General features: G+C 46.7%; 25 protein-coding genes. 9 read left to right on the top strand and 16 right to left on the bottom strand.

The genetic code is table 11. The annotated features are described in order from the left end of the window. Window positions 1–355: 355 nt before the first annotated feature. Both MKX34_RS02300 and MKX34_RS02295 read right to left on the bottom strand, forming a co-directional pair. Window positions 356–1,372, bottom strand: a complete 1,017-nt coding sequence (locus MKX34_RS02300; RefSeq protein ID WP_036682614.1) for a LacI family DNA-binding transcriptional regulator — start codon at window positions 1,370–1,372, stop codon at window positions 356–358. 62 nt (window positions 1,373–1,434) lie between these two features. After that, window positions 1,435–1,824, bottom strand: a complete 390-nt coding sequence (locus MKX34_RS02295) for a hypothetical protein (protein ID WP_235219475.1) — start codon at window positions 1,822–1,824, stop codon at window positions 1,435–1,437. A gap of 366 nt (window positions 1,825–2,190) precedes the next feature. Between MKX34_RS02295 and MKX34_RS02290 the strand changes: the two genes are divergently transcribed. Next, window positions 2,191–2,913 (top strand): HNH endonuclease signature motif containing protein, encoded by a 723-nt coding sequence (locus tag MKX34_RS02290; protein WP_052096736.1) that lies wholly within the window; start codon window positions 2,191–2,193, stop codon window positions 2,911–2,913. Window positions 2,914–2,977: 64 nt separating this feature from the next. Here MKX34_RS02290 and MKX34_RS02285 read toward each other — a convergent pair whose 3' ends face one another. Next, the gene (locus MKX34_RS02285; RefSeq protein WP_036682616.1) at window positions 2,978–3,175 is read right to left on the bottom strand and encodes a YwbE family protein; all 198 of its coding nucleotides are present in this window, start codon (window positions 3,173–3,175) and stop codon (window positions 2,978–2,980) included. Between the two features lie 62 nt (window positions 3,176–3,237). Between MKX34_RS02285 and MKX34_RS02280 the strand changes: the two genes are divergently transcribed. Further along, window positions 3,238–3,540, top strand: a complete 303-nt coding sequence (locus MKX34_RS02280; protein WP_036682619.1) for a hypothetical protein — start codon at window positions 3,238–3,240, stop codon at window positions 3,538–3,540. 2 nt (window positions 3,541–3,542) lie between these two features. Here MKX34_RS02280 and sdaAA read toward each other — a convergent pair whose 3' ends face one another. From sdaAA to MKX34_RS02260, 4 genes are all read right to left on the bottom strand, one after another. Continuing rightward, window positions 3,543–4,421, bottom strand: coding sequence for an L-serine ammonia-lyase, iron-sulfur-dependent, subunit alpha (sdaAA, locus tag MKX34_RS02275; RefSeq protein WP_036682621.1), 879 nt, complete (start codon window positions 4,419–4,421; stop codon window positions 3,543–3,545). Next, window positions 4,418–5,128 carry an L-serine ammonia-lyase, iron-sulfur-dependent subunit beta gene (gene sdaAB, locus MKX34_RS02270; protein ID WP_036682623.1) on the bottom strand — a complete coding sequence of 237 codons (711 nt, stop codon included), beginning with the start codon at window positions 5,126–5,128 and terminating at the stop codon, window positions 4,418–4,420. Before sdaAB ends, sdaAA begins: the two co-directional genes overlap by 4 nt. A gap of 154 nt (window positions 5,129–5,282) precedes the next feature. Next, window positions 5,283–5,702, bottom strand: coding sequence for a GNAT family N-acetyltransferase (locus tag MKX34_RS02265; RefSeq protein ID WP_076103846.1), 420 nt, complete (start codon window positions 5,700–5,702; stop codon window positions 5,283–5,285). A 2-nt stretch (window positions 5,703–5,704) separates the two neighbouring features. Further along, a complete protein-coding gene (locus tag MKX34_RS02260) occupies window positions 5,705–6,280 on the bottom strand; it encodes a DUF4269 domain-containing protein (RefSeq protein WP_076297322.1) in 576 nt (191 codons plus the stop codon). 124 nt (window positions 6,281–6,404) lie between these two features. On the opposite strand from MKX34_RS02260, the gene MKX34_RS02255 reads away from it, so the two are divergent. Beyond that, the gene (locus MKX34_RS02255; protein ID WP_076297295.1) at window positions 6,405–7,304 is read left to right on the top strand and encodes an SDR family oxidoreductase; all 900 of its coding nucleotides are present in this window, start codon (window positions 6,405–6,407) and stop codon (window positions 7,302–7,304) included. Between the two features lie 31 nt (window positions 7,305–7,335). Further along, the gene (locus MKX34_RS02250) at window positions 7,336–7,791 is read left to right on the top strand and encodes a hypothetical protein (RefSeq protein ID WP_076297294.1); all 456 of its coding nucleotides are present in this window, start codon (window positions 7,336–7,338) and stop codon (window positions 7,789–7,791) included. 16 nt (window positions 7,792–7,807) lie between these two features. On the opposite strand, the gene MKX34_RS02245 is transcribed toward MKX34_RS02250, so the two are convergent. From MKX34_RS02245 to MKX34_RS02235, 3 genes are all read right to left on the bottom strand, one after another. Next, the gene (locus MKX34_RS02245; RefSeq protein ID WP_076297293.1) at window positions 7,808–9,454 is read right to left on the bottom strand and encodes a bifunctional ADP-dependent NAD(P)H-hydrate dehydratase/NAD(P)H-hydrate epimerase; all 1,647 of its coding nucleotides are present in this window, start codon (window positions 9,452–9,454) and stop codon (window positions 7,808–7,810) included. A 90-nt stretch (window positions 9,455–9,544) separates the two neighbouring features. Next, a complete protein-coding gene (locus tag MKX34_RS02240) occupies window positions 9,545–10,177 on the bottom strand; it encodes an NAD(P)H-binding protein (protein ID WP_076297292.1) in 633 nt (210 codons plus the stop codon). Between the two features lie 232 nt (window positions 10,178–10,409). Beyond that, window positions 10,410–10,823, bottom strand: coding sequence for a GNAT family N-acetyltransferase (locus MKX34_RS02235; protein WP_256717653.1), 414 nt, complete (start codon window positions 10,821–10,823; stop codon window positions 10,410–10,412). Between the two features lie 179 nt (window positions 10,824–11,002). Here MKX34_RS02235 and MKX34_RS02230 point away from each other — a divergent pair, with 179 nt between their 5' ends. Next, window positions 11,003–11,311 carry a hypothetical protein gene (locus tag MKX34_RS02230; RefSeq protein WP_038568468.1) on the top strand — a complete coding sequence of 103 codons (309 nt, stop codon included), beginning with the start codon at window positions 11,003–11,005 and terminating at the stop codon, window positions 11,309–11,311. Window positions 11,312–11,943: 632 nt separating this feature from the next. On the opposite strand, the gene MKX34_RS02225 is transcribed toward MKX34_RS02230, so the two are convergent. The 4 genes from MKX34_RS02225 to MKX34_RS02210 all read right to left on the bottom strand — a co-directional run bounded on the left by MKX34_RS02225 (window position 11,944) and on the right by MKX34_RS02210 (window position 15,345). Continuing rightward, on the bottom strand, window positions 11,944–12,168 hold the full coding sequence (locus MKX34_RS02225; RefSeq protein WP_036682638.1) for a YezD family protein: 225 nt from the start codon (window positions 12,166–12,168) through the stop codon (window positions 11,944–11,946). Between the two features lie 117 nt (window positions 12,169–12,285). Next, entirely contained in the window at window positions 12,286–13,149 is an 864-nt protein-coding gene (cysW, locus tag MKX34_RS02220; protein WP_036682641.1) for a sulfate ABC transporter permease subunit CysW, read from the bottom strand. A 126-nt stretch (window positions 13,150–13,275) separates the two neighbouring features. Then, entirely contained in the window at window positions 13,276–14,124 is an 849-nt protein-coding gene (cysT, locus tag MKX34_RS02215; RefSeq protein ID WP_036682643.1) for a sulfate ABC transporter permease subunit CysT, read from the bottom strand. A 93-nt stretch (window positions 14,125–14,217) separates the two neighbouring features. Continuing rightward, window positions 14,218–15,345 (bottom strand): sulfate ABC transporter substrate-binding protein, encoded by a 1,128-nt coding sequence (locus tag MKX34_RS02210; protein WP_036682645.1) that lies wholly within the window; start codon window positions 15,343–15,345, stop codon window positions 14,218–14,220. Between the two features lie 389 nt (window positions 15,346–15,734). Here MKX34_RS02210 and MKX34_RS02205 point away from each other — a divergent pair, with 389 nt between their 5' ends. Beyond that, window positions 15,735–18,002, top strand: a complete 2,268-nt coding sequence (locus MKX34_RS02205) for a hypothetical protein (protein ID WP_076297290.1) — start codon at window positions 15,735–15,737, stop codon at window positions 18,000–18,002. 128 nt (window positions 18,003–18,130) lie between these two features. Here the strand turns inward: MKX34_RS02205 and MKX34_RS02200 are convergent, their stop codons facing one another. Next, the gene (locus MKX34_RS02200; RefSeq protein ID WP_076215053.1) at window positions 18,131–19,180 is read right to left on the bottom strand and encodes a lactonase family protein; all 1,050 of its coding nucleotides are present in this window, start codon (window positions 19,178–19,180) and stop codon (window positions 18,131–18,133) included. Window positions 19,181–19,429: 249 nt separating this feature from the next. Here MKX34_RS02200 and MKX34_RS02195 point away from each other — a divergent pair, with 249 nt between their 5' ends. The 3 genes from MKX34_RS02195 (at window position 19,430) to MKX34_RS02185 (ending at window position 21,763) form a co-directional block, all read left to right on the top strand. Next, complete coding sequence (locus MKX34_RS02195) at window positions 19,430–19,690, top strand: GlsB/YeaQ/YmgE family stress response membrane protein (RefSeq protein WP_036682650.1); 261 nt, start codon at window positions 19,430–19,432, stop codon at window positions 19,688–19,690. Between the two features lie 207 nt (window positions 19,691–19,897). Beyond that, on the top strand, window positions 19,898–20,398 hold the full coding sequence (locus tag MKX34_RS02190) for a cytochrome c biogenesis protein CcdC (RefSeq protein WP_036682651.1): 501 nt from the start codon (window positions 19,898–19,900) through the stop codon (window positions 20,396–20,398). Window positions 20,399–20,800: 402 nt separating this feature from the next. After that, window positions 20,801–21,763, top strand: coding sequence for an L-lactate dehydrogenase (locus MKX34_RS02185; protein ID WP_036682652.1), 963 nt, complete (start codon window positions 20,801–20,803; stop codon window positions 21,761–21,763). Window positions 21,764–21,872: 109 nt separating this feature from the next. Here the strand turns inward: MKX34_RS02185 and MKX34_RS02180 are convergent, their stop codons facing one another. After that, window positions 21,873–23,915 (bottom strand): methyl-accepting chemotaxis protein, encoded by a 2,043-nt coding sequence (locus MKX34_RS02180; RefSeq protein WP_235219477.1) that lies wholly within the window; start codon window positions 23,913–23,915, stop codon window positions 21,873–21,875. Window positions 23,916–24,068 lie beyond the last annotated feature (153 nt).

Below are 24,068 nucleotides of genomic sequence, written 5' to 3'. Positions count from 1 at the left end.
ACTGTCTTTACTGGATCACCATCCGATGTTAGGGTTCGGAGCGATGGGCCACTGAAACGTTTGAGAAAATTCAAGGAAGCCTTCGGTAAACTTTGATTTCAGCTCATTCGAAACCTAAAATCGAAACCGGTTTCGATTGTTGCGAAAAAAAATGATCTAACGAAGAGCAGGAAAAAAAAGCGGCATAACAATATACCCATTATAGCCCCATTCCTCTGAATAAGCTGTAGCAAATACCACATAGGAAGAATTCGAGCTATGATGTCCTCTACTTTATCAGGACTCTTTTCTTTTCGTCAAGATTTATCCTGTGGGCAGCAGCCTGCTCTCTGTACTTATGGAATTTGATACAGCCCTAATTTCCGCTCGGAGGCGCACAGGATTCCCGTTCGATCACTTCTACCGGAACTAGAACCGCTTCCTTATCCAACTGTTTCCCTTCAATCGATGCTAAAAGAATGTCCGCTGCTCGGCTTCCTAAAAGTTCCGTATCCTGACGAATGGTTGTCAATGCAGGTGTAACATACTCAGCTAGATCAATATCATCGTACCCCACAACTGAAATGTCCAGCGGTACGGAAAGTCCACTATCTTTTACCGCCATAATAGCCCCTAAAGCTAACATGTCACCCGAAGCAAAAACAGCGGTTGGCCGATCAGGCAGCTTAAGAAGCTCCAGCATCGCTTGATAACCACTTTCACGAGAATAAAAAGCTCCATTCACAACATAGGACTCCGGCACTTCAAGCCCCTGCTGCTTCATAGCGTTCTTATATCCTAACTCCCGGGTTTTACCAGGGAAAGTGTTCATACCTCCGGAAATATGAGCAATCTTGCGATGACCCAAAGAAACTAAATACTCTATCGCAAGCTGAGCTCCAGCCGTATTATCCGAACATACCGTATGCGACTGCGTAGTCTCAAAATCCAGAATCACAGTAGGAATATCACTCTCTAGCAGCTCACGGAAATAAGGGTCCTCGTAATCAGACAAGAATACGACAACTCCATCTACACCACGAATTCGGCAATTCTCCAAATAACCACTTTGTTTACCTCCAACATCCTTGGAAATAAACATGAGGGCATACCCCTTATCCACAGCAACCTTCTTAAAGCTCTCAATCACAGCGCTAAAAAAGGGATGGCGAATACCAAATCCCGTATTCTCTACAAACAATACACCGATGGTCCATGATTTCTTAGTAGTCAGTGTACGGGCATGGGAATTCGGCAAATATCCCATTTCTTGGGCAACCCGGAAAATTTCCTGGCGAGTCTTCTCCCGTACATCGGAATAATTATTAAACGCCTTGGATACCGTTGTAGGAGAGTAACCGGTTCTTTTGGCAATATCATATATAGTTGTCAATCCGGTTCACTCCTTGCCCAGACTAATGAAATACCTTCTGATACCTTCTGTTCACTGCAATTTTAACGTCTTTCGGTACCGCCGTCCAGCAAAAAGTAACTTTGTACGGAAGGAAGCAGCGTAAAGACTTGGATCAAAAGCCCTAGACTCATATAGATCAGATGTATGATTGCCACACTGTTCAACATATACGTCTGCACCATAATCCAAATAATTAACCCAAATCCGATATATAGGGACAATGCCCAGAAGCTATATAATTTCTTAAAGGGATTCAAAGTATTCACCCAGCGCAATTCTGGTCTCTTGATCAACCCATAAAACACAAACAAGGGCAGGATACCAAATACGATGAATAGCAGAATACCCGGAATTAAAAAATCTGAAAATGGCGATCTTTCCAGCATAGATGTGGGCATGTGTATCAGATCACCACTAGGATCTATGACCATTGACCCGCCTCCTGCTAACGCTCCAACCCCCAAAAATATATGAAGAATATAAAGCAATGTTACCGTAAACGGCCTTCTTTTGGTTGGTTCCATTTCAATACCCCTTCCCATGTTAAAAAAGTAGAGCATTCCTTACTGCTCTTTTCAATTTTACATGTTTTTCCTGAACGTCACCAAGATAGATATCACACAAAAAGCCGTATTTGAGCTTTTTTTGAGTGCGATGTGAACGATTGTATTTTACGCTATACTAAGATTAGAACGAAATGTTAACCCTGCCGACTGAATCTAATAAATAAAATACATTGGATCCTAAAAAACAAGGAGACAGGACGGGCGCAAAGACGCGCTGAACCTAACATATCTATGAACGATACCCATCTTTTATCCACCAAACAATGTACCTATTGCCAGCAACAGAAGCCGCTCTCTGAATTTCGTAAACGTACCGGCAAACGTTCCAAAGGCCAGTCTCGCCGTGGTGCTTGTCGGGAGTGCCGCAAACAACGACAAAACATAGATCTGACCCTTGCAGCAGGTCCCATTCCAGTACAACCTGTTACTATTGAAACCCCTTCTTCGGCTGTCAAAGAACGCTCCAAACAAGGAAAGCCTTCTTCCACGGTTGCTTCTTCACCGCAATCCAACCCAAATCAGCGCATACGGGGCTTGGAACAACGAAGGAAACATTCTCATTCTCAAGGCGCGAAACTGAGTCCCGAAGATCCAACGCAATTGATTCCCTCTGCCAAAGGGAAAATTCTAATGCGTGGCCACAGTGATAAAGGACGGCGCTGGCATCAGGAAATTGACTACGAGCTTGCGGTTACTCTAGTCAGAGAACATGCCGCTATCGTAGTGAATCGCCGAACCATCCGCAGGATATACAGCAATAAGGATTTCCGTGCTTATATATTGACCAGAGACAACTATACCTGCTACTTCTGTGGCTCCTATGGAGACACTATAGATCATCTGCTGCCCCGTGCTAAAGGTGGTCATACTACTCCGGATAATTGCGTTTGCGCTTGTACGTTATGTAATCAGACCAAGGCCGATCAGTCCGTTGAGGATTTTATGAGCAGATAAAATAGAAAACGCCCCAATCTCAGTTGATTAGGGGCGCTTTTTAAATTAAAGGTGAATTTTATTATTAGTTAGCAACAATATTTTTAACTCGTCCTACCTGTCCACTGGTTAAACGCACCTTGATGCCATGCGGATGTCGAGGTGAGTTGGTGAGAATATCCTTCACCGTTCCATGTGTTAGCTTACCCGTCGGCTGATCCTGCTTAAGCACAATATCCACTTCAAGCCCAGGACGAATATCGGCTCTTACCTGTCCGTTCATGATGTAATCCCCTTTCAATGGGTTATAATGTTGTCAACTATACTAGATAAGGAGGAGACGTAATGGCCTTCGGCATCAACAGAGAAGAATTAACCCGCTGGAAAAAAGCAGTCTCCGCAGGAGAAATCGCCTTCTTAACCCATTACTGGCTAGACCCGCGTTTTCCCGGCATGACTACTGTCACCAAGGTAGGCTGTAGTGACCTAACCAGATTAACCTATTGGTGTGAGGAAAATGGACTGCCGGCTAAATATATTCATAATCGTTCCCCATTCCCCCACTTTGACCTTATGGGACCCAAACAAGCAGAAATCCTTCGGAAGGAAGGCTTATGGGAACAGTTGGAACGTTTCAAAATGCTCTAAAATTATTTCTTTTTACGTAAATCCTGCATGATCTTGCGGCCGGTAGGTGTCTGTGCTAATCCGCCACCTGCGGTCTCGCGGTGTTTTTCTGGCATAGCTGAGCCTACCTCAAGCATGACCTTGATTACTTCATCTGAAGGGATCACGCTACGTACACCAGCCAGTGCCATATCGGCGGCGGCGAGCGCGGTCACTGCACCGAATCCGTTTCTAACGATACAAGGAATCTCTACAAGTCCTCCCACCGGATCGCAAATCAGTCCTAATGTGTTCTTAAGCGCCAGTCCAACAGCATGCACTGCTTGTGCAGGCGTCCCTCCACGCAGTTCGGTTAAAGCTCCTGCCGCCATCCCGATGGCCGATCCGACCTCGGCCTGACAGCCACCCTCTGCGCCAGATACAAACGAATTGTTGGCAATGACATAACCGATTGCTCCCGCAGCGAACAAACCGGAAACCATATAATCATCATCCCAGCCAAACCGTTCCTGGCAGCTGAGAAATACACCCGGAATAATTCCGCATGAACCTGCGGTAGGTGTAGCAATTATTCGGCCCATTGAGGCATTAACCTCGGATACAGCCAAAGCATAGGCCATTGCTTGACCAGCGGGTCCACCTAGGCATGGTTCATCTGCTGCGTTATAGGCTCCTACACGCTGGGCATCCATTCCCGTAAGGCCGCTGCGCGAAGTGGTATCTTCATGCATCCCACGATGAACAGCTTCTTTCATGACCCCATAATACTCACGCATAGTGGCAAATTCCTGTTCACTGGAACGTCCAGATTCCGCGCTTTGCTCTTCGAGCATAAGAGCTCCAATGGTGAGGCCACGTTCCTCACATAATACAGCCAGTTGGCTAAGTGTTTGAAAATTCATGTTAAGCTTTCCTTCCCCTTCTCATCTTGCTTACCTTCGTTTAAATTAACCAATTTCACCGATTTCACCGCAGTGAGCGCTTTAAGCGCTTCAATAAGCTCAGGAGTAGCAGCTTCATCCAGCTCCAGTACCGTTAAGGCTGCACCGCTGCGATTCTTCCGATCAAGAGACATATGCCCTATATTAAATTGTCCGTTACGCATCACTTCTGTAACACTCGCCAGAACACCTAAATAATCCATATGATGAATCAATACCGTCGGATACATTCCCGTAAGCTTTACTCCAAAACCATCCACATCGACGATCTCAATGTTTCCACCACCGATGGATGTCCCCGTTAAAGTCAGCTCACTTCCTGTCTCTTGTCCGATAAGATGCAGTTTAACCGTGTTAGGATGAGGAAACAATCCCGTTCCTTGCTCAAAAGATACTTCCATCCCAGCTTCAGCCGCCAACTCCAGAGAGTCGGGTAACCGATGATCATCGGTAGCGTAATCCATAAGTCCTCCGACAATAGCCCGGTCTGTACCATGTCCCTGATAAGTAGCTGCAAAAGAACCAAAAAACGTCACTTCTGCCACACGCGGCACTTCACCCAGCACCTGCCTTGCAGCCCTTCCGATCCGTGCTGCACCGGCTGTATGCGAGCTTGAAGGCCCGACCATGGCCGGACCAATAATTGAAAACACATCTTTAAAACGCATAAAAGACCTCCTGCCTGCAAATAGGCAATTATCAAACTCATATATAGTATACTGCACTGGCAGTCGGAGTTCACCGTTACATTTGCTGTGATATATCCACTTCTAATCTAATGATATTTTACTTAGATAGTATCTTCATTTCGCATCTTATGTATCACAAGATATCCTGGGAGTATAACATAATTCCACCTCTATACTGCCAGCCTATCCCTTCCCAGAATCCTCTTCCTTGTTCATTGGTTCCTATAACCATCAGATGGCATTTTGCAATACCAGCTGCATGTAAATTACCGAGACAACGCTTTACAAGCTCACGCCCGATGCCCATGCCTCGGCAGTCATTACTAACCGCCACATGATACATATAACCTCTTCGCCCATCATGTCCACACAATGCAGTTCCTACAATCCGGCCGTCTTCATTCTCGCAGATCTGGCTGAAGCCAGCATTACGCTCCAGATAACGCGCAACCTCCAGCCTCGAATCTGCTTCGCTGAGTCCCATTCCCTCTGTATTTTCCCATAGCTGGTAGGCAGCTTCATAATCATCCGCAATCATCTCTCGATAATTCATGTCTATCCCCTCGCTTGTATAGAATGACAAAAAGCATAAAGAGTACTCCGCGGAAGCTTTTCCAGCATCAGCAGCGCTTCATAAGGGTCACCTTCCAAACCCAGCACTTGCGCGAAGGCAGGTTCGGTCTTCCACCCGTTCGTTTTCATTGTAATGATCTGCTGGCGAAAATCATTATCCAGCTGAGCTAGAATTTCCGCTTCAATGATCATATGTAAGGAACCATTCTGCAGAGCTGTGGGTCGCGGCTGCCCAAACAGTTCTATAGGCCAGCCCCCGGCCATAAAGTTAATTTTCGTTCGAGGGACCCCATCAACCACACGCGATACACTAGTAAAATCATCCATGGTTCCGAAATATCGACTAACAATGTCCGTAAACATTACGGAATCATGAACCTCACAAATAATATCCAGGTCGCTGCCCTTCACCTGAATTCCAAGCGGCACTGTGCCAACCAGCACCGGGTTATAGTCGGCCAGCAAACTCATAATATTTAATTTTCTTAACAGGGCATAGACCTCTTTTTGCACTGGAGTTCCGTGATTCAAATAATCTATATTTCGCCAATCATTCATCTCGGACAAACGCCCCTCCGACTAGGATATAAACACAGGTATAACTGGATAACAGCGCACGCTTTTCTAGGCGCATGCATAGAAATATACGGAAGATAGAAGGCAAGGAGGAGTGTATGTAAAAATGAATCCCACCTACCCCTACTATGGGGAACAAACGATATGTAAGGAACAGCCTATTGCTTTTCCCCCGCAGCACCAAGACCGTCAGCCAGGTCTAGAGAGTCTAATGAATCCTCGCCCCATCAGTGAAGATCCGGAGATTGCCGGCAGTGGAAAGCTGAAAGGAAAAATTGCACTCATCACCGGAGGCGACAGCGGGATTGGTAAAGCGGCGGCCATTGCTTTTGCAAAGGAAGGCGCAGATGTCGCTATAGCTTATTTATACGAAGCTTCAGATGCAGAGGTCACTCAGCGGCGAATTGAAGAATTAGGGCAACGTTGTTTGCGGATCGAAGTAGATTTACGCCATAAGGAAAACTGCTTCAAGGCTGTGGAGCATACCCTTCGCACTTTTGGCAAGCTGGACATCCTCGTCAACAATCATGGCGTCCAGTATCCACAAAAAAGTATTTTGGATATCACGGAAGCACAGCTCTACCAAACGTTTCAGACGAATATATTTCCATTCTTTTACCTGACGCAAGCCGCACTTCCATATCTAAAAAAAGGCGCAGCCATCATCAATACTGCGTCCATTACTGCCTATCAAGGAAATAAAGAGCTTATAGATTATTCCTCAACTAAAGGTGCGATCGTATCCTTTACCCGCTCTTTAGCCTTATCACTCGTAGACTCTGGCATTCGTGTCAATAGTGTAGCTCCCGGACCCGTATGGACACCACTAATTCCCTCCAGCTACTCCGCAGATGAGGTTAGTGTATTTGGGACGGATACACCCTTTAAACGTGCCGCACAGCCATATGAGTTAGCAGGAGCCTATCTTTATTTAGCGGGACCGGATTCTTCGTATGTTACCGGGACATGTATTCATGTCAATGGTGGAGACATGGTCACCAGCTGATGCATTACACCACGAGAGGAATGTATATCAAATGAATAAGATAAACGATTATGATATCTCTTCTGTCCGCCTGAGCAGTGGCATGTACGCATTAACCAAATTAGCCTGCGCAGGGTTAACCTACGTCCTTGTTACCTTACTTATGCTTGGATTTCCACAATCCGACGGAATCCCTAAAGGCTGGCCACTATCGATTCCTTATGCCATTTATGCTTATGGATTGCCTGCGGCGTTAGTAGCGGATATACTGCTGCATATTCTGCGTTCGAAATCGCAAATCCTGCCTCTGGCTGTATACGTCGTCACGGGTTTCGGCGCAGGTTTATGGCTGGCAGCGGAACAAGGTGCAGAGTATCTGCTATGGGGTCTGGGTGGAATTCTGGGACTGCTCATTCTTCGAGTGACCCAGCTTGGTGTGGAAAGATTCCCTCTGTTGCTGCCAGTATTCGCCCTGTTTCTGCCACTGCTCTGTTTACTGCTGTCATAAGCCTTATTAGGTGTATTCAAAGCGCTTCAATGATATCTCCGGCAATGATAGCCGCCGGATTATTCCGCTGACGGGCTGCTCTCTCTCCTGCTAATCCGTGCAGGTATACCCCAAAAGCTGCTGCCTGCGTAGCATGAAGTCCCTGAGCCAGCAGGCTGGAAATCATGCCCGTTAGCACATCACCGGCTCCACCAGTGCCCATGCCGGGATGGCCTGTGGTATTTACATAAGCTTGCCCTTCAGGAGTTGCTATCACGGTATGCGCTCCTTTTAACACAAGTGTAACCCCATGCTCCTTGGCATAGTCCATAGCCAGACCGATCCGGTCACGCTGGACCTCAGCCGTAGTTAGGTTGGCTAGACGAGCCATCTCACCTGGGTGAGGGGTCAGAATTACAGAATGACGCCGCACCCAACTCTTATAATCGGAGTCAGCCAGAATATTTAAGGCATCCGCATCGATAACCAGCGGGCAATCACTGCCTTCCCAAAGACTGCGAAGCCAATCTGTATCTCCCGGGAACCGTCCAAGACCAGGACCCACAGCTATTACATCTCGCTCTTCGCTTAACTTCAGTAGCTCTGACACGGTCTCAGCCACCCAGTTTCCCTCTTCACTGCCACCTACATCAGCCAGCATCAATTCAGGAACAACACCGATGACGGAAGGTAACAGCTTCTTAGGAAGCGCCCACGTCACCAGTCCGCAGCCCGTGCGTAGCGCAGCACGGGCTGCGAGTAGTCCAGCACCGCTCATCCGTAGGGTGCCGGCGGCAAGGAGTACATGCCCATAAGTACCCTTATGGCCTTCAGGCGACCGCCGCCGGGCCAGATCGACACCCAGATGGGCATGCAGCACTTCCGGTGTCAGCAGGTGTGCCTGCACACCGCTGTTAAGAGCCAGAGCAGTCGGAATGCCGATGGCCCGTACCTTGACATGCCCCGCTGCGCCTGCACCGGGGTATTGCAGGAGGCCTCGCTTGAGAAAGGCGAGGCATACCGTCACAGATGCATGAATGCAAGGCTCATGCATCTCTCCTGTGTCCGCGTTCAGACCACTGGGGATGTCCGCGGACACAATGACCTTACCGCTGCTGTTCGCTGCGGCAATCAACTCCGCATAGGCGCCGCGCGGGGCTCCCGCGCCGCCGGTGCCGAGCAGCGCATCTAAGATGCCGCTGCACTCGGCAAGGTCCAGCCGATCCCTGCCGTATACTACGGCAGGCAGGCCCATGGCTGCAGCCGCATCGCGCTGCAGGGCGGCCTCGCCGGAGAGCGAATCCGGCGGCACCGCATAGACGAGCGTGACGGCGATGCCGGTCTCGCGAAGGTACCGTGCGGCGGCGAGGCCATCGCCGCCGTTGTTGCCTTTGCCGACGAGGATGAACCATCGCTCGGCTGCGGCAGAGGCAAGCGTCAGCGCATGATCTGCGCTGACCTTAAATGCCTTGCCTGTGCCACCCAGCGCGGCCTCCCTTAGCCCGGTATCGTTCCTTTCGGCTGCATTCCTGCAGCCTGCCCCGCCTCTCTCCCGGCAAAGCGTGATGATCTCCTCGGCGATAACTCTTCCCGCATTCTCCATCAGCGCAATCGCTGGAATCCCCAGCTGCTGGATCGTTTCGCTGTCCAGCTGCCTCATTTGCTCAGCAGTTACCAGATACATGATTTAGCCCCTTTCCGCTATCTACCGTTCCAAAGCTTCACACGCAATTCCAAGTACAAGTCCGAGCGCAAGTCCGGCGCAAGTCTGATATCAGTAAGCGACAGTAAATCTGGCCCGACTAAAATTCCCTTCCTCCAGCTCGTCCACCATAGCTACAGCGAAATCCTCCACACTAATCTTGCTTTCACCATTCTCATCTAGAATAAGACGGTCCAATCCGATGCGAAAATGACCTGTACGACGACCTGGATGAACTACCGCAGCAGGACTGAGATACGTATAATCCAATTCTGTATTTTTGTAAATCTCATAAGCCTGCGCATGCGCCTCTGCAACTGGTTTAAACTCTTCCGGAAAATCCGGTGTATTCATCAGCAGCTCTCCAGTTTCAGTCTTTAAGCTACCTGCACCTCCAACAACCAACAGCCGATTTAACCCTGCCGTCTGCATACCCTCCACCAACGCTTTTGCCGCCGTAATCAGATCCTGCTCTTGCCCCGCTCCTGGTCCATAAGCACTGATTACCTCTTCATGGCCACGGACTGCAGCTGTTACTGAAGCCGGATCAAGAATATCCACCGTTGTTACATGTAAACGCTCGTGTTCGAGAGTTATTGACTCTGGATTGCGTACCGCAGCTGTTACTTCGTGTTTTCTTTTTAATGCCTCCTGTACAATTGCCTTTCCAAACGTTCCTGAAGCGCCCAATATTACAACATCCATCTTGTTGTTCCTCACATTCTACGAGCAAAGCCATTATCGTGCAGCCTTCTGCTCAATTATTTTTTTGATGCTCATCTGAATAGCTTTTCCCTTACAGCCTTTAAACATTATTTATCCCCTGAGATCCAATCGAAACCAGATCGCACCTACTAACCCGCTTTCAGACCAAAAACCCCTTAACCAATACAAGGGGCACTCTCTACTAAAAAAAGCAGCATGTATTCGCCTTAGCTTAGCGACGCAAAAACATTCCCTGAGAACGTGGCATAACCGATTCAAAACCATATTGTGCGTAGAGCTTCGAGGCTTCTCCATCTGCAATCAGACTTACATACGCCTTGTCTGGTACAGTATTAAGGAATTCTCTGATTTCCCGCATGATCAGCTTTCCCAAACCTTGTCCTTGATGTAAAGGCTTGACCGCGATATCCGTGACCTGAAAAAAACATCCCCCATCGCCAATCACCCGCCCCATCCCGATTAGGTTATTCTCCTCATACAAAGTTACCGCAAAAATAGAACGAGGCAAACCGATCGCTGCACCTTCCACACTCATTTCACTCAGCCCAGCTTCTTTTCTCAGCGCCAAATACTGTTCCACTGAAGGCTGTTCATGGCGTATATCAAGCTTACTTGTTGTTTCCACCCGCACTCCTCCGTTCAGCATTGCTGTTCCCACTATATACGACTGCATGGTTCACAGGCAAGGCTCACTGCTAGGGATGTTTTTGAAACTGAGGGATAAGTTTTATATTCTTGAATTCCTTTACTGACTGTGTGGAATAGTATCTGTAACAATATTTATAAAAGGGTGGGTGAAGCATTATGTCTCCTGTAGCCAAGCTGTTCAAATGGGGAACATGCCTTTATGAAGCTTTTCTGGCTCTGCCGTTGATCGGCGGACTCTTTATCATTGCAAATGGTTGGGTCCCTTTGGCCATTGCCTTTTTGCTCCACGCTGTAGCCATTGTTGTGCTGCAGAGAGAGCATAAACCATTCATGGGTAACGTTCTGGGCATTATCACCTCGATTTTAGCTTTTATTCCGATCGTTGGTTGGATTATGCATGCCATCACTGCGTTCATCCTGTTAATGGAGGGCGTATCCGCCTCACGCCAAGCCCCTCGTTATTAACAAACGTACCTGCAACATCAAAATATGTAACTGTCCCACGGGCCGAATCATTTGTAAAAGTCGTAAAAGACAGATCATCCTCTGCGACCTATGGACCCGGATGACGTATTGCTGTTACTGGTGGGCGGTCTGCTTCAACACTCATCATCCCCGGCGACTTGCGAACCCGTATGACGTATTGCTGTGTTCTTACTCATGAGCGGTCTGCTTCAACACTCATCATTCCCGGCGACCTACGGACCCGGATGACATATTACTGTGTTCTTACTCATGAGCGGTCTGCTTCAACACTCATCATTCCTTGCGACCTACGGACCCAGATGACGTTATTTGCGCCTTTTCAGCTTTTGGAGCGTGGTTTCGGACTCCAGGGACGTTATTGCTTAGAATCAGGTCCATATGTGGTGTTTTTTATGCCAATAGCAGCTATGCGGTCCGTTAGCGTGGCAAATGTGGCATAATACTGCGTTTAGCGTCAACTGAGTCCGATGGGATGCGTCATACGTGCCAGAATATCCAAGCATACAAAGAAAAGGAGTTGCCCCAGCAGCCATTACGTGGCTTATGTGACAACTCCATAATCTTTTATCCAAAAAGATGAGATATATCTTTATGATTGCCCAGAGATTGAATCAACGTCCCGCGGATTGAGAATCGGCCCGCCGCCCGCCGTTTTCACCAATATAACGTCCATTTGCGTTGCCACTGCTATTCTCAAACCGTTTGCGTTCCGTACGCTCCATCTGAACAATCTGACCTTCATGCACCACAATATGCAATGAGCCAAATTCCATATCATCCAGAAGTCCTGCAATCCGCGTAAGCCATAAATCGTCCACTTTCAGCGGTTTAGCCATTCTCTAGCCTCCCTTTCTCACCAAAGGATTGTATCCGCCTAAATTCATTATTTCTTCAATTCCGTCATTACCAACCAGTATACTATGAATTAACTTAGCATGGAACTAAAAGTCATGTCAATGGGCATTTTTTCGCGACAACCAGCTTTTAATAATCATCGTTACCAAAGCCAATAACAGGAGCAAAGAAGCTACTGCAAAAGATGCTGAAAATTGATATTCGTTATACAAAATCTCAACATGCAGCGGCAGCGTATTCGTCTCCCCACGTATGTGCCCGGACACCACAGAAACCGCACCAAACTCACCCATGGCCCGCGCATTACACAAAATAATGCCGTATAGTAATCCCCATTTAATATTAGGCAGTGTGACTCTGAAAAAGATTTGCCACCCATGTGCTCCGAGTGTAATTGCGGCTTCTTCCTCCTGTGTACCCTGATCCTCCATCAGCGGGATTAACTCACGCGCTACAAAAGGAAACGTCACAAACAACGTGGCTAGCACGATACCCGGAAGCGCAAATACAATCTTGATATCATGTGCGCTTAGCCAAGGACCAAACCATCCGTTAGCACCGAAGACGAGCACAAAGATTAGACCGCCGATGACAGGCGAAACTGCAAAAGGGAGATCAATCAAGGTAATTAGAAACCCTTTGCCGCGGAAACGAAACTTGGTTACAGCCCACGCCGCTGTTACACCAAAAAAGGTATTCAGAGGCACCGTTACCGCTGCAACAAGCAGCGTCAATCGCAGCGCTGAGCGGGCATCCGGATCAGTCAGGGCAGCTATATATACATCCCAGCCCTTCTTCAGCGCCTCGGTTAACACAACAACTAATGGCAGAGCAATCAGCCAAAAAAGGACTAGCCCAGCCGCTCCGATCAACACCCATTTTACAATTGGGGTTTCTGTTGTCGCGGACGAGGACGCATTCTTTTGTAGCCGGGGGGTGTAGAGGGGGACGGTACCGGCCAAAATTATTCCTCCTTTAAGGGTTTTACGAAGACAAGATACTTCGAGTATGCAGTATCGACAACAGATACGAATTGTCTCCGAGTAAGTTTGAACATGATCGGATGTCAGCTGTCACGGAGATTACCCTCAACGAGAAGTCTTACGAACCCAGCGCTGAAGTGTGTTAATAACAAGCAGCATAAGGAAGGAAATGAAGAGCAATAGCAGGGCTACGGCGGTAGCTCCGGCATAATCATATTGCTCCAGTTTAGACATGATAAGCAGCGGAGCAATCTCCGTCCTCATCGGCATGTTACCGGAGATGAATACGACGGAGCCGAATTCACCGATGCCCCGGGCAAAAGCTAGAGCAAAACCTGTTAGCAGTGGCGGGAACAGCTCAGGCAGTACTACTGAGCGAAAGGTTCTCCAGCGGCCTGCGCCAAGGGTTGCCGAAGCTTCCTCCATATCTCTGTCCAAATCCTCCAGCACCGGCTGCACCGTCCGGACAACGAACGGTATGCCGATGAACATCAAAGCCAAGGTAATCCCGAGCGGAGTGAATGCCACCTTTAATCCCAGCGGCTCAAGCCAAGACCCAATCCAGCCATTGCCTGCATAGAGCGCCGTCAAAGAGACACCGGCTACAGCTGTCGGCAAGGCAAACGGGAGATCGATCAGCGCATCAAATATTCTTTTGCCCGGAAATTCATAACGTACCAGTACCCACGCCAGCAAAAGTCCTAGAATTGCATCTACAAAAGCGGCCGCAGCAGCTGTCGACAGGCTCACACGATACGAGGCTAATACCCGCGGGTCCGTAGCTACATCCCAGAATTTCGCCCAGCTCAGACCTGTAGAATTGAACAGCAGCGCCGAAAGTGGCAGTAGAACCACTAGACTCAGGTATAGTACACTGTAGCCCATCGTCAGCCCGAAGCCGGGCAGTATTTTGCGCCGTGTTGCTGCTGGTGTAGCCGTAGTGGTGACATTCATCCCCTATTCATCCTTTCTCGCCTTCGGCCTTTTAGCCGATCAGCCCCTACCGGGACAAATCTCAATGATTACATCCTGCGTTTCATTCATCTGTTATTTGGCACCTGGCACATAAATCTTGTCAAAGATCCCGCCATCATTAAAATGCTTCTCTTGCGTTTCTTTCCAGGTTCCGAATTTGTCAGCCAATGTGAACAGCTTGATTTCCGGGAACTTATCTTTGTATTCTTCTTTCACGCTATCTAATGTAGGACGGTAGTAGTTTTCAGCCGCGATTTTTTGTCCCTCTTCACTATAGAGGTACTTCAAGTACGCCTCGGATACCTCACGCGTGTCTCTTTTATCCACAACCTTATCTACTATAGCTACTGGCGGTTCAGCCAAAATACTCTCCGAAGGATTCACGATATCAAATTTGTCCGGTCCCAGCTCTTCCACAGATAAATAGGCTTCATTCTCCCATGCGATCAGCACATCACCAATTCCACGCTCCACAAACGTTGTCGTAGATCCACGCGCGCCGGTATCCAGCACTGGCACATGCTTGAACAGTTCTTTTACAAATTCCTCAGCCTTAGCCTCATCGTTATTGTTCTGGTCTAGTGCGTAGCCCCAAGCTGCCAAGTAGTTCCAGCGTGCTCCACCTGATGTTTTCGGGTTTGGTGTAATAACCTCTACGCCCTCTTTGAGCAGATCTGGCCAATCCTTGATTCCTTTCGGATTCCCTTTGCGTACAAGGAACACGATAGTCGAGGTGTAAGGCGAGCTATTATGATCGAATTTACTTTGCCAGCCCTCATTGATCAGTCCCTTTTCCTGCAAGGCATCAATATCATAACCAAGTGCTAATGTCACAACATCCGCTTCCAGACCATCAAGCACAGCACGGCTTTGTTTCCCTGATCCACCGTGGGATTGTTTAATGGTGACCTTCTGTCCTGTTTCTTTCTCCCAATAGGCAGCAAAAGCTTTATTATAATTCTCGTACAATTCGCGAGTAGGGTCATAAGATACGTTCAGTAGTTCTACTGGATCTTTAGATGGAGTTTTTGTTGCTTCAGCCGCATTTGTGGCCTCCGCTGAATTGGTTGTTGCTGGTGCGTCTGTTGCCGGACTAGCACTATTGCCGTTATTGTTATTGCTGCCGCAAGCAGCAGTAAGCCCTGCCGTCAGCAACAAGCTAAACCCTACAAGAAGCCCTTTATTCATCTTTTTCTTCATCTCTTCCACTCCCCCATGTTTTTTCTCGTACCAGACAAACCCTTGGGTAACACAAAAAGAACGGAGGAAAGCCTACGTATGGCAGGTCAAACCGGTCCTAAGACCGTGTCTGCGAGCCTAATGCAGGCGTTCCTCCGTTCGTACGGTAAGAACTTTCTTCAATTATTCCTATCTACTTAGTTGGTTTATATGGATATAATACTGAAACCCTTTAACTGTGTCAAACCTTTTTTTCCAGCCTATGTCAAAGAAAACTCCCACACACCACACCGTACAAGCTATGGGGTCGGTTCCTGTAAGATCCACTTGTTATTGATGCTATAAAGTAATATTATTGCTACAGCTTATGGGTTAAGAGAAAATACCGCTTTATGTCAGGGGAGAGACTCATGGGTATGGAGTTAGAGTACGTCCCTGCGCCGTTGAAACCACGGCTCCACAGACGTATGGCTCAAGAAATTGGACGAAGAATTAGGGGAACCTACCGTTACGATACAGCAGTTTGGAGAACAGCTATAGCCGGTCTTTGGATAGTATGCTTTTTAGCCTTTAGTAGTGCCGTGTTAGGCATTCCTACTGGATTAGGTAAACCTACGGATATCGCTCTTGCTGCAGGTGCAGGCACTGTCCTGCTGGCGTTTTCCGGCAATATCTTAGCTGTTCTGCTAGCGTTGACCGGACTGCGTATCCCAAGATTATTTGCAGGCTGTGTATTGAGTGATTTTGGAGCTATTCTACTAATCTTATATTACGCAGATTTTGAGATTGAAGCCGCGGTTGTCATCGCGGTCGTGCTTGCACTGCTAGGGGCATTAGGCGGACTAGCCATCGGCCTGCTCCGCAGCAAAAGAATAACACTAGGGCTTCTGCTAACAGTGGCGGTGACTTTTTCCCCACTTGCGCTGGCAAGCGGAGTACAAGAACTGCCTATTTCAGAGTCGGTCGATATCAACGATACGGAAGTCGTTCCACTGACAGCCTCCGATCCGGGAATACCAGGCAATCTAGCTTATCAGACCTTCACCTATGCCAGTGGTACCGATCTTCATCGTGCCGAATACGGCAAGGATACAAGCTTGATATCCTCTACGGCCGATGCTTCTGCTTATATTAAGGATTGGTCAAAGCTGCGCACTTTATTCTGGGGTTTCGATTATAAGGCACTTCCCCTGAATGGTCGCGTATGGATGCCAGAAGGTGAAGGTCCATATCCAGTAGTGCTGATGGTGCACGGCAATCATATGATGGAAGATTACTCTGATGGCGGGTACGCTTATCTCGGCGAACTATTGGCAAGCCGGGGATTTATCGCGATCTCGCTCGATGAGAATTTCCTGAATTATTCTGCTTGGTCCGGCATTCCGGACAATGATTTTAAAGTACGTACTTGGATCCTACTGAAACATTTAGAGCAGCTAGCAGATTTTTCAGATGATCCGGGCAGTCCTTTTTATCAGAAAATAGATTTCACAAAAACCGCCCTGCTCGGCCATAGCCGCGGAGGACAAGCCGTAGCTATGGCCGCGGATGCCACTCGTTGGTTTAAGGATGATCCGGTGATGGCGGCAGTTAATCGCTTTAATATAACCTCTGTAATTGCGCTTGCACCGACGGACAAAACAATAGATGACCAGCAAGCCCGTCTCAAAGACATCAATTATTTGACCTTGCAGGGAGCCCGCGATGGAGATGTACATGATTTCTATGGTGATCGGCAGTATATACGCACTTCCTATTCCCAAGGATCATCTGCTTTCAAAAGCTCGCTGTATATTGCGGATGCCAATCACAGTCAATTCAACAGCGATTGGGGCGGGTATGATCAGACCTTGCCAGCTGGACTCTTTTTAAATCGGACACAAATCATGGATGCAGACAAACAACGGCAAATCGCCAAGGTCTATGTATCAGCTTTCTTAGAGACCACCTTGCATGAAAAAGAGGAATACCAAAGCTTGTTCCGGGATTATCGCAGCGGACTGAAGTGGTTACCAGATACCGCCTACTACAATAGATTCCAAAGCGGGGGATATCGTCCTGTAGCCACATTTGACGATGACCGTAACAAAAACACTGTAGAACTGGGAACAGCAGCAGCATCGGGTGTTTCTTGGTCAGAAGAGTTAGCTAAAGACCGGGAGTCAAAAAGCAAAGCCACCTATGGTGTTGTCCTTGAACGCACAGCCAGCAAAAACGAAGAGGCTTATTACAACATTAAGCTTAACGACAGCGTCCGTACTGAAACTGCTCTTTTAGGGGCAGATGGCCTTACGTTCTCCATGGCAAATCTGAATGGTGACATGAATGAAGAAATGGATGCTCCACAACCTCCAAAGGTTGAGGTGGAGTTAACTGACCATAACGATACCTCAGCACGCTTGACGCTGGATGAAGTAATGGACATACTGCCACTTCCACAAACTCAGTTCACGTTATTCCCATGGCTTGAAGAGCGGATAAACGATGGCAAATACGGCGACCTTTCCGAAGCTGTATTTCAAACCTACGAGATGCCGTTCGAACAATTTCAGGAGGAAGAACCAGAGCTGGATCCTGACAACCTGACGGAAATCACCTTCTATCTTGAAGAAGAAGGCGACCGGATCATGCTTGATGACATCGGTTTTTACGATTTAGGTATCAGAAATACATTTTAACAATCACTTGCTATTATCCTTAGGTCTTCATTTGCAAAATAGGGCTATTCCCAACCTCCACTCACGAAAAAATGAATGGATTACGGGAATAGCCCTTATTTTTACGACATACAATAACCTAGTCTCAGCTACAACGCTTGCACACAAACAGGTGACTTCATTTCCAATTCATTTCCTGTAGGGATTAATCTGCCACTCTCACTATCGATGGAGAACGAGGTAATATTATCACTATTCTGATTAGCAGCAAGCAGCTTATCCCCAATAATTGCAAAGTTACGCGGAGTACGCCCGCCGGTAACCTGCCAATCCACTGCTTCAAGCAGACCCGTTAATTTATCGATATGGAACAGGGCGATACTGTCTTGTCCGCGATTGGAGACATACAGGAATCTGCCACAAGGGGAGACATGAATATCGGAAGCTGTATCGTCACTACCAGCAGTATAATTATCAGGAAGCGTGCTAAGATGTTGTAAACTATTTAGATTTGCATCCTGTTCATCATTAGCAAATGCCGTTACTGTACAATTCAGTTCATTCGCCAGGTAAATCCATTGTCCAGAGGGATGCACCGCCAGATGACGTGGACCTGAACCAGGTGGCAGATTAAGCTCACGATGTTTTACCAGTTTGCCCTCTTCAGGGCGATAGATCACAATTTGATCCAGTCCCAAATCGCACACCAGCACATGTCTACCACTTGCGTCCGGAATGACAGAGTGCGGATGCGGAGCCTCCTGACGGTCTTCACGAATGCCTGAACCCACATGTTTTACTTGGTCGGACATTTCTTGAAGCGAACCATCTTCATTTACAGGAAAAGCATTAACATTGCCTCCCGAGTAATTGGAGACGAATATGTAATCTTCCTTAGGACTAATGGAGACATAACAAGGAGCGCCGCCTTCCGTAGAACGACTTCCAAGTGATTGCAACGCTTTAGTTGCGGGATCAATTGCATATGCGTAAACCTCACCTTGATCCTTCTCACTAACTGCATACAACACGCTGCCTGCACTATTCACAGCTAAAAACGATGGGTTCTCAATTCCCTCGGTACCCTCAAGAATTCTCATTTCCCCCGATAAAAGACTAAGCGCACATAACTGAATCGCCTTCTCATTCTCAGAGTTATACGTTCCTACATAAAACAATGCCTCATTAGCCCGTTCCATAATAGTGGCTCCTTTATCTTTATGTATTGTATTACTTCTTACTTACCCTTTACTAATAGGGGTTTACTCATAATTTTATAATATTTTTTCACTATAGCATGTTTATAGTTGTAATACATTATCGAAACTGCATTTAGAGCCTACTCCCTAACTATTCCGGAAGAAGTAAGTTTTTCCATGTGGTTTAAAGATGGTCACAAAGGTTAATAGTAGACATCGCAAACAACAAAACGAAGGAGTTGAAGTAACATGAGTTTTCTATGGATGTTAATCGTTGGTGGGGTTATTGGTTGGTTGGCTGGTCTGATTATGGGCAGAGATATTCCTGGTGGTGTTATCGGTAATATCATCGCTGGTATTATCGGTTCATGGCTCGGTGGCGTGCTTCTGGGAAGCTGGGGACCTAAAGTAAGTGATTTCTACTTCTTCCCTTCTTTGATCGGTGCGGTTGTGCTGATCTTTATCGTGAGCCTTATTCTCCGCTCGACAAGTGGACGCAGCCGTTCGTAAGTCTGGGCTGAGATAATAATATTCGCATCAATAAATCCTCGTCAGAGTATGCTCTGGCGGGGATTTTTGTATGTATCGCTCCTTTAAGAAATAATTCCTAAGCTGGAATTGTAGCGGGTATGGAGCCAATACACTTCAATGTTTTGCCATCGTTTTTCTGTTATAATGAAGATACAAGTGACTGAAATCATAGAGAGGTCGTGTATCATGGGTAACATAAACCCCTCGCTTCTACATATTGGCTCTACATTAGGGGCTTTGTTCATGGCGCTGATGGTTATTTTCATTCGTCTAAAAGCAAGCGCACGTCCGGTTACCATTCGAAAAATATGGATTCCACCTCTCGGTATGTCGACGGGTTTTGCCATGTTTGTAGCACCTGCGGTCAGGTTCCCATTATGGTGGGCGGCAGTCGCCTTTCTGATTGGCTGGTTCATCTTCGCGTATCCTCTTATACGCAGCACCCATTTTGAACAACGTGATGGACAAATTTATGCTCAACGCTCCAAGAGCTTTGCGTTTATCCTGCTCGGACTTCTTCTAGTCCGCACTTTACTCCATGAATTTATTAACCGTTATGTGTCTATCCCACAGTCCGGTGGTTTGTTCTTTATTTTAGCCTTCGGCATGATTGTTCATTGGAGATTTTTTATGTTCAAGCGTTATAAGGCTATGACTTCCTCGGGGAGTCTGCTGCCCCAGCCATGATTGTCAACAATGATCCTAAGAAGCCATCTCAGGGTGCTTACCCGATATCCTTGAGATGACTTCTTACCTCTTGTAACTCAAGCTTATGTTATATCCTCTGCTTTTTTCTACTTTCCACCCTTTTTTGACATCAATTAGCCATCCTCTTATTACATCCTCTTTTAGTACTTTACATACACTATAGGGATAGATCACCTAAAATATCTAACTCATTATGTCACCTATTCAGCATTAAAAAGAAAAAATATACTCTTTGTAAGTCCGATGTCAGGTAACCTGCGAAGGGATACGTTAAACTATAAGCATACCTAACGATAAGCTTCCAAAAGACCTTAATGCTGAAATAAATATCATTTGGAAACCTATACTGCGTATAACTTTTAGAGAGTGAGGACAAGGCAATTGAAAAGTAAATCGAGAAAAGTAGCCATCGTCGGGGCAGGAATGGTGGGTTCAAGCTGTGCTTACTCCATGGTTAATCAGGCCATTTGTGACGAGATAATGATGATCGACCGCACCTATGATCGGGCTATGGCACAAGCACTTGATCTCTCGCACTGTATGGATTTCACAAGCACACGCACAAAGGTATATGCCGGAACCTATAGCGATTGTGCAAAGATGGATGTAGTTATCTTAACCGCTGGTGCTAATCCAACAGCCGGGCAGACCCGACTTGACGTATTGGAAGCCTCTGCTGTTATTACTAGAGAAATCATTACCAACATCATGGCTGGGGGATTTGATGGAATATTCGTAGTCGCCGCTAATCCGGTCGATATTGTCACTTATATGGTCTGGAAAATATCAGGTCTGCCTCGCCACAGAATTATCGGTACCGGAACCTCCATTGACTCGTCGCGCCTAAAAACACTGCTCTCCGATGTGTTCTCCATTGACCCGCGTAGTGTTAATGGCTACGCGTTAGGTGAACATGGCGAATCTCAATTTGTAGCTTGGTCCCATGTGACAATTGGCGGCAAGCCTATTCTACAAATCTTGGATCAGCATCGCGAGCGGTTCCCGCATCTGGATCTGGAGGATATCTCCCGCAAGACAAAAGATGCCGGCTGGGAAATTTTCACCCGTAAAGGCTCCACACATTTCGGGATTGGCAGCGCACTTGCCTACATTACCCGTTCGATCCTGAATGATGAGCACAAAATTATCGCCGTATCCGCCATTCTGGATGGAGAATATGGACATAGTGGTGTATGCACGGGTGTGCCCGCCATTATAGGCAACACTGGGATTCAAGAGCTGCTGGAGCTTAATTTAAATACAGAGGAAACCCAGAAATTGAACAACTCCTGCAATATTGTACGTGCAGGCATCGAGAGTCTACAGCTGGAAGAAAGCATTTAATCTCATAAAGAACAAAAAAAATCGCTACTTTGGGAATTGATGAAATAAGCCCACCAGCTCCCAAAGAGCGATTTTTTGTATTATAAGGAGATGAATCTCAGTTTATCTCCTACTTTTTAAACTTCTCGATTTCTTCTTTCAGCACAGACATCACTTCATTAAGTGATTCCGCCGAGGACACGACATCCTTCATAATCTCCGTCTGCTCCGCTGAAGCTAATGAGACCGCCTGAGCATTCTCAGCAGATTCTTTAGCTATTCCGAGCATATCGGATATAGAAGCCGTTATTTCTTCTGTGCCAGCTGACATCTCTTCATTAATTGCTGACACATCCTGTATTTGCGACGATACTTCACGGATCGAAGAACGGATATGATCAAAGGAAACACCGACGTTTTGCATTTTTCCCATTCCATCGCCAATTTCCTCAATACTCTTCTTCATGGAATCCGCTGCACTTGTTGTCGAAGACTGAATGCCGCCGATCAGCTCCACTATACTAATGATGGAACTGTTCGTCCGCTCCGCTAACTTCTTCACCTCATTCGCAACTACACCGAAGCCACGGCCATGTTCTCCAGCTCGGGCAGCCTCAATAGAAGCATTTAAAGATAATAAGCTTGTCTGATTGGATATCTCAGAAATTACATCCACAATTTGTCCGATTTGTTCCGATTGCTCACTTAATTTACCAATCATCTCGGCTGTCTGATTAGCTGTGGAACTGATAACAGCCATCTGTTGCAGTGTAGATTGGATTTCCAAATAGCCACTCTCTACTTCTGAGTTGACCGTCTCAGCCTGATCTGATACCGCTGCAGAGGACTCAGCAATACGTTGCAAACCTACGGCCATCTCTTCCGTTGCTCTTGCCGATTGCTCCGAGCCTCTGAATTGCTCTTCCATTCCTTGAGCCACTTCTTGGATAACTGTTGCTACCTCTGCTGAAGTATAAGACGACCGTTGAGCCGATTTCAGCATTCCTTCTGAGGAATAAGAAACCTCCACTACCGTTGTATCAATCTTGTTGACAATACCGGAGAGTGTCTCAATCATATCATTGATATTTTGACTCATCTCGCCGATTTCATCTCCGGATTGCACTTTAACCCTCTCATTCAGATGACCCTCTGCCACCTTTTTCATAGTGGAGGAAATAGCTTTAATGGGTCTAACGATAAGGCGAGTAAGGTAGAGAGAAACAAAAATTATGACGAGTATAACTGCCAATAAGATGAACATTGCTGTTCTTTGTGCAGAGGTCACTTTGGCAAAAACCTCTTTCTCCGGTACTGTTACAAGAAGCTTCAGGTCAGTATCTGGAATGGTCTTAAAGTATGTAATGACTTTCTTACCATCTTCGCCCTTATAAGTTTCGGACCCCTCTTTGTTGCTCAAAATCTTGTCAACGACCTTCTGAAGAGCCGGCTCTTTAGCGTAATCGGTAATTTTTTTGCCCATACGACTGACGTCTGGATAAGTATAATACATGCCATCATTTGAGATTACGTATCCAAATCCGGTATCCGCCATAGTAATTTCATTACTCATTTGGGCAAGAACTTCAGGAGTAATCGAGAAGACAATACCTCCCATAAATTGCTTATCCTTATCCATGACAGGAACTACGATCGGAATGATATATTTATCAAGCTGCTCCAGATAGGACATTTCCCCCAACACAGGCGCATGCGTTTCTTTCGCTTTCAAGAAATAGCTCGCATCTGCTACACTTGCGGTCATGTTCATCATATTAGTTAACTGGCCGTCTTTACTGATGACACTGTAACCTTCTGTCTCACTGTCACTTTCCTCCAGCACTTCTATCACAGGGAAGATACTCGCTGGATTCGTAAAATCGAACTCAGGATGCTGGGACACCAGATCCTTTACGGACGAGGTTTTGTTGGATAGCCACTCATCCATCCGGAATGTGTTCGTATTAATGGTGTCCTGCGCCATTTGCTCACTGTCTGTGCGTGTGACATTGCCGAAATAATCAAGTAAAAATATGGTCGCTACCATGAGCGGCACGATTGCAATAGCTAATATAACAGATGACCACTTAAGTTGAATTGACGTCGCTTTTCTCTTCGTTACATTTTTTCTCATTTTTTTCATCTTGTTTCCTTTCATTTCATTTTCATTCACGATGAAATAGCCTCCTCACTCCATTTGTTATAATGTCTCCTGATGTGGATATATCTTCTATATCGGCAAAAAAAGACAAATTCTTTGCTGGCAAATAAAAAAAATAAGCCCTAAGACCCCTAAAACTGGAATCCTAAAGCTCACTTTTGTTGA

The organism is Paenibacillus sp. FSL R5-0636 (genome assembly GCF_037974255.1).
GTDB classification, from domain to species: Bacteria; Bacillota; Bacilli; order Paenibacillales; family Paenibacillaceae; genus Paenibacillus_AQ; species Paenibacillus_AQ odorifer.
Note: the sequence above shows the minus strand (reverse complement) of the source record. Positions and strands in the feature narration are given on the sequence as shown.

Coding starts and splice junctions, on each gene's coding strand:
- MKX34_RS02295 (WP_235219475.1), bottom strand. CDS start 1,824: ATGGTCATAGATCCTAGTGGTGATCTGATACACATGCCCACATCTATG.
- MKX34_RS02290 (WP_052096736.1), top strand. CDS start 2,191: ATGAACGATACCCATCTTTTATCCACCAAACAATGTACCTATTGCCAG.
- MKX34_RS02285 (WP_036682616.1), bottom strand. CDS start 3,175: ATGAACGGACAGGTAAGAGCCGATATTCGTCCTGGGCTTGAAGTGGAT.
- MKX34_RS02280 (WP_036682619.1), top strand. CDS start 3,238: ATGGCCTTCGGCATCAACAGAGAAGAATTAACCCGCTGGAAAAAAGCA.
- sdaAA (WP_036682621.1), bottom strand. CDS start 4,421: ATGAATTTTCAAACACTTAGCCAACTGGCTGTATTATGTGAGGAACGT.
- sdaAB (WP_036682623.1), bottom strand. CDS start 5,128: ATGCGTTTTAAAGATGTGTTTTCAATTATTGGTCCGGCCATGGTCGGG.
- MKX34_RS02265 (WP_076103846.1), bottom strand. CDS start 5,702: ATGAATTATCGAGAGATGATTGCGGATGATTATGAAGCTGCCTACCAG.
- MKX34_RS02260 (WP_076297322.1), bottom strand. CDS start 6,280: ATGAATGATTGGCGAAATATAGATTATTTGAATCACGGAACTCCAGTG.
- MKX34_RS02255 (WP_076297295.1), top strand. CDS start 6,405: ATGAATCCCACCTACCCCTACTATGGGGAACAAACGATATGTAAGGAA.
- MKX34_RS02250 (WP_076297294.1), top strand. CDS start 7,336: ATGAATAAGATAAACGATTATGATATCTCTTCTGTCCGCCTGAGCAGT.
- MKX34_RS02245 (WP_076297293.1), bottom strand. CDS start 9,454: ATGTATCTGGTAACTGCTGAGCAAATGAGGCAGCTGGACAGCGAAACG.
- MKX34_RS02240 (WP_076297292.1), bottom strand. CDS start 10,177: ATGGATGTTGTAATATTGGGCGCTTCAGGAACGTTTGGAAAGGCAATT.
- MKX34_RS02230 (WP_038568468.1), top strand. CDS start 11,003: ATGTCTCCTGTAGCCAAGCTGTTCAAATGGGGAACATGCCTTTATGAA.
- MKX34_RS02225 (WP_036682638.1), bottom strand. CDS start 12,168: ATGGCTAAACCGCTGAAAGTGGACGATTTATGGCTTACGCGGATTGCA.
- cysT (WP_036682643.1), bottom strand. CDS start 14,124: ATGAATGTCACCACTACGGCTACACCAGCAGCAACACGGCGCAAAATA.
- MKX34_RS02210 (WP_036682645.1), bottom strand. CDS start 15,345: ATGAAGAAAAAGATGAATAAAGGGCTTCTTGTAGGGTTTAGCTTGTTG.
- MKX34_RS02205 (WP_076297290.1), top strand. CDS start 15,735: ATGGGTATGGAGTTAGAGTACGTCCCTGCGCCGTTGAAACCACGGCTC.
- MKX34_RS02200 (WP_076215053.1), bottom strand. CDS start 19,180: ATGGAACGGGCTAATGAGGCATTGTTTTATGTAGGAACGTATAACTCT.
- MKX34_RS02195 (WP_036682650.1), top strand. CDS start 19,430: ATGAGTTTTCTATGGATGTTAATCGTTGGTGGGGTTATTGGTTGGTTG.
- MKX34_RS02190 (WP_036682651.1), top strand. CDS start 19,898: ATGGGTAACATAAACCCCTCGCTTCTACATATTGGCTCTACATTAGGG.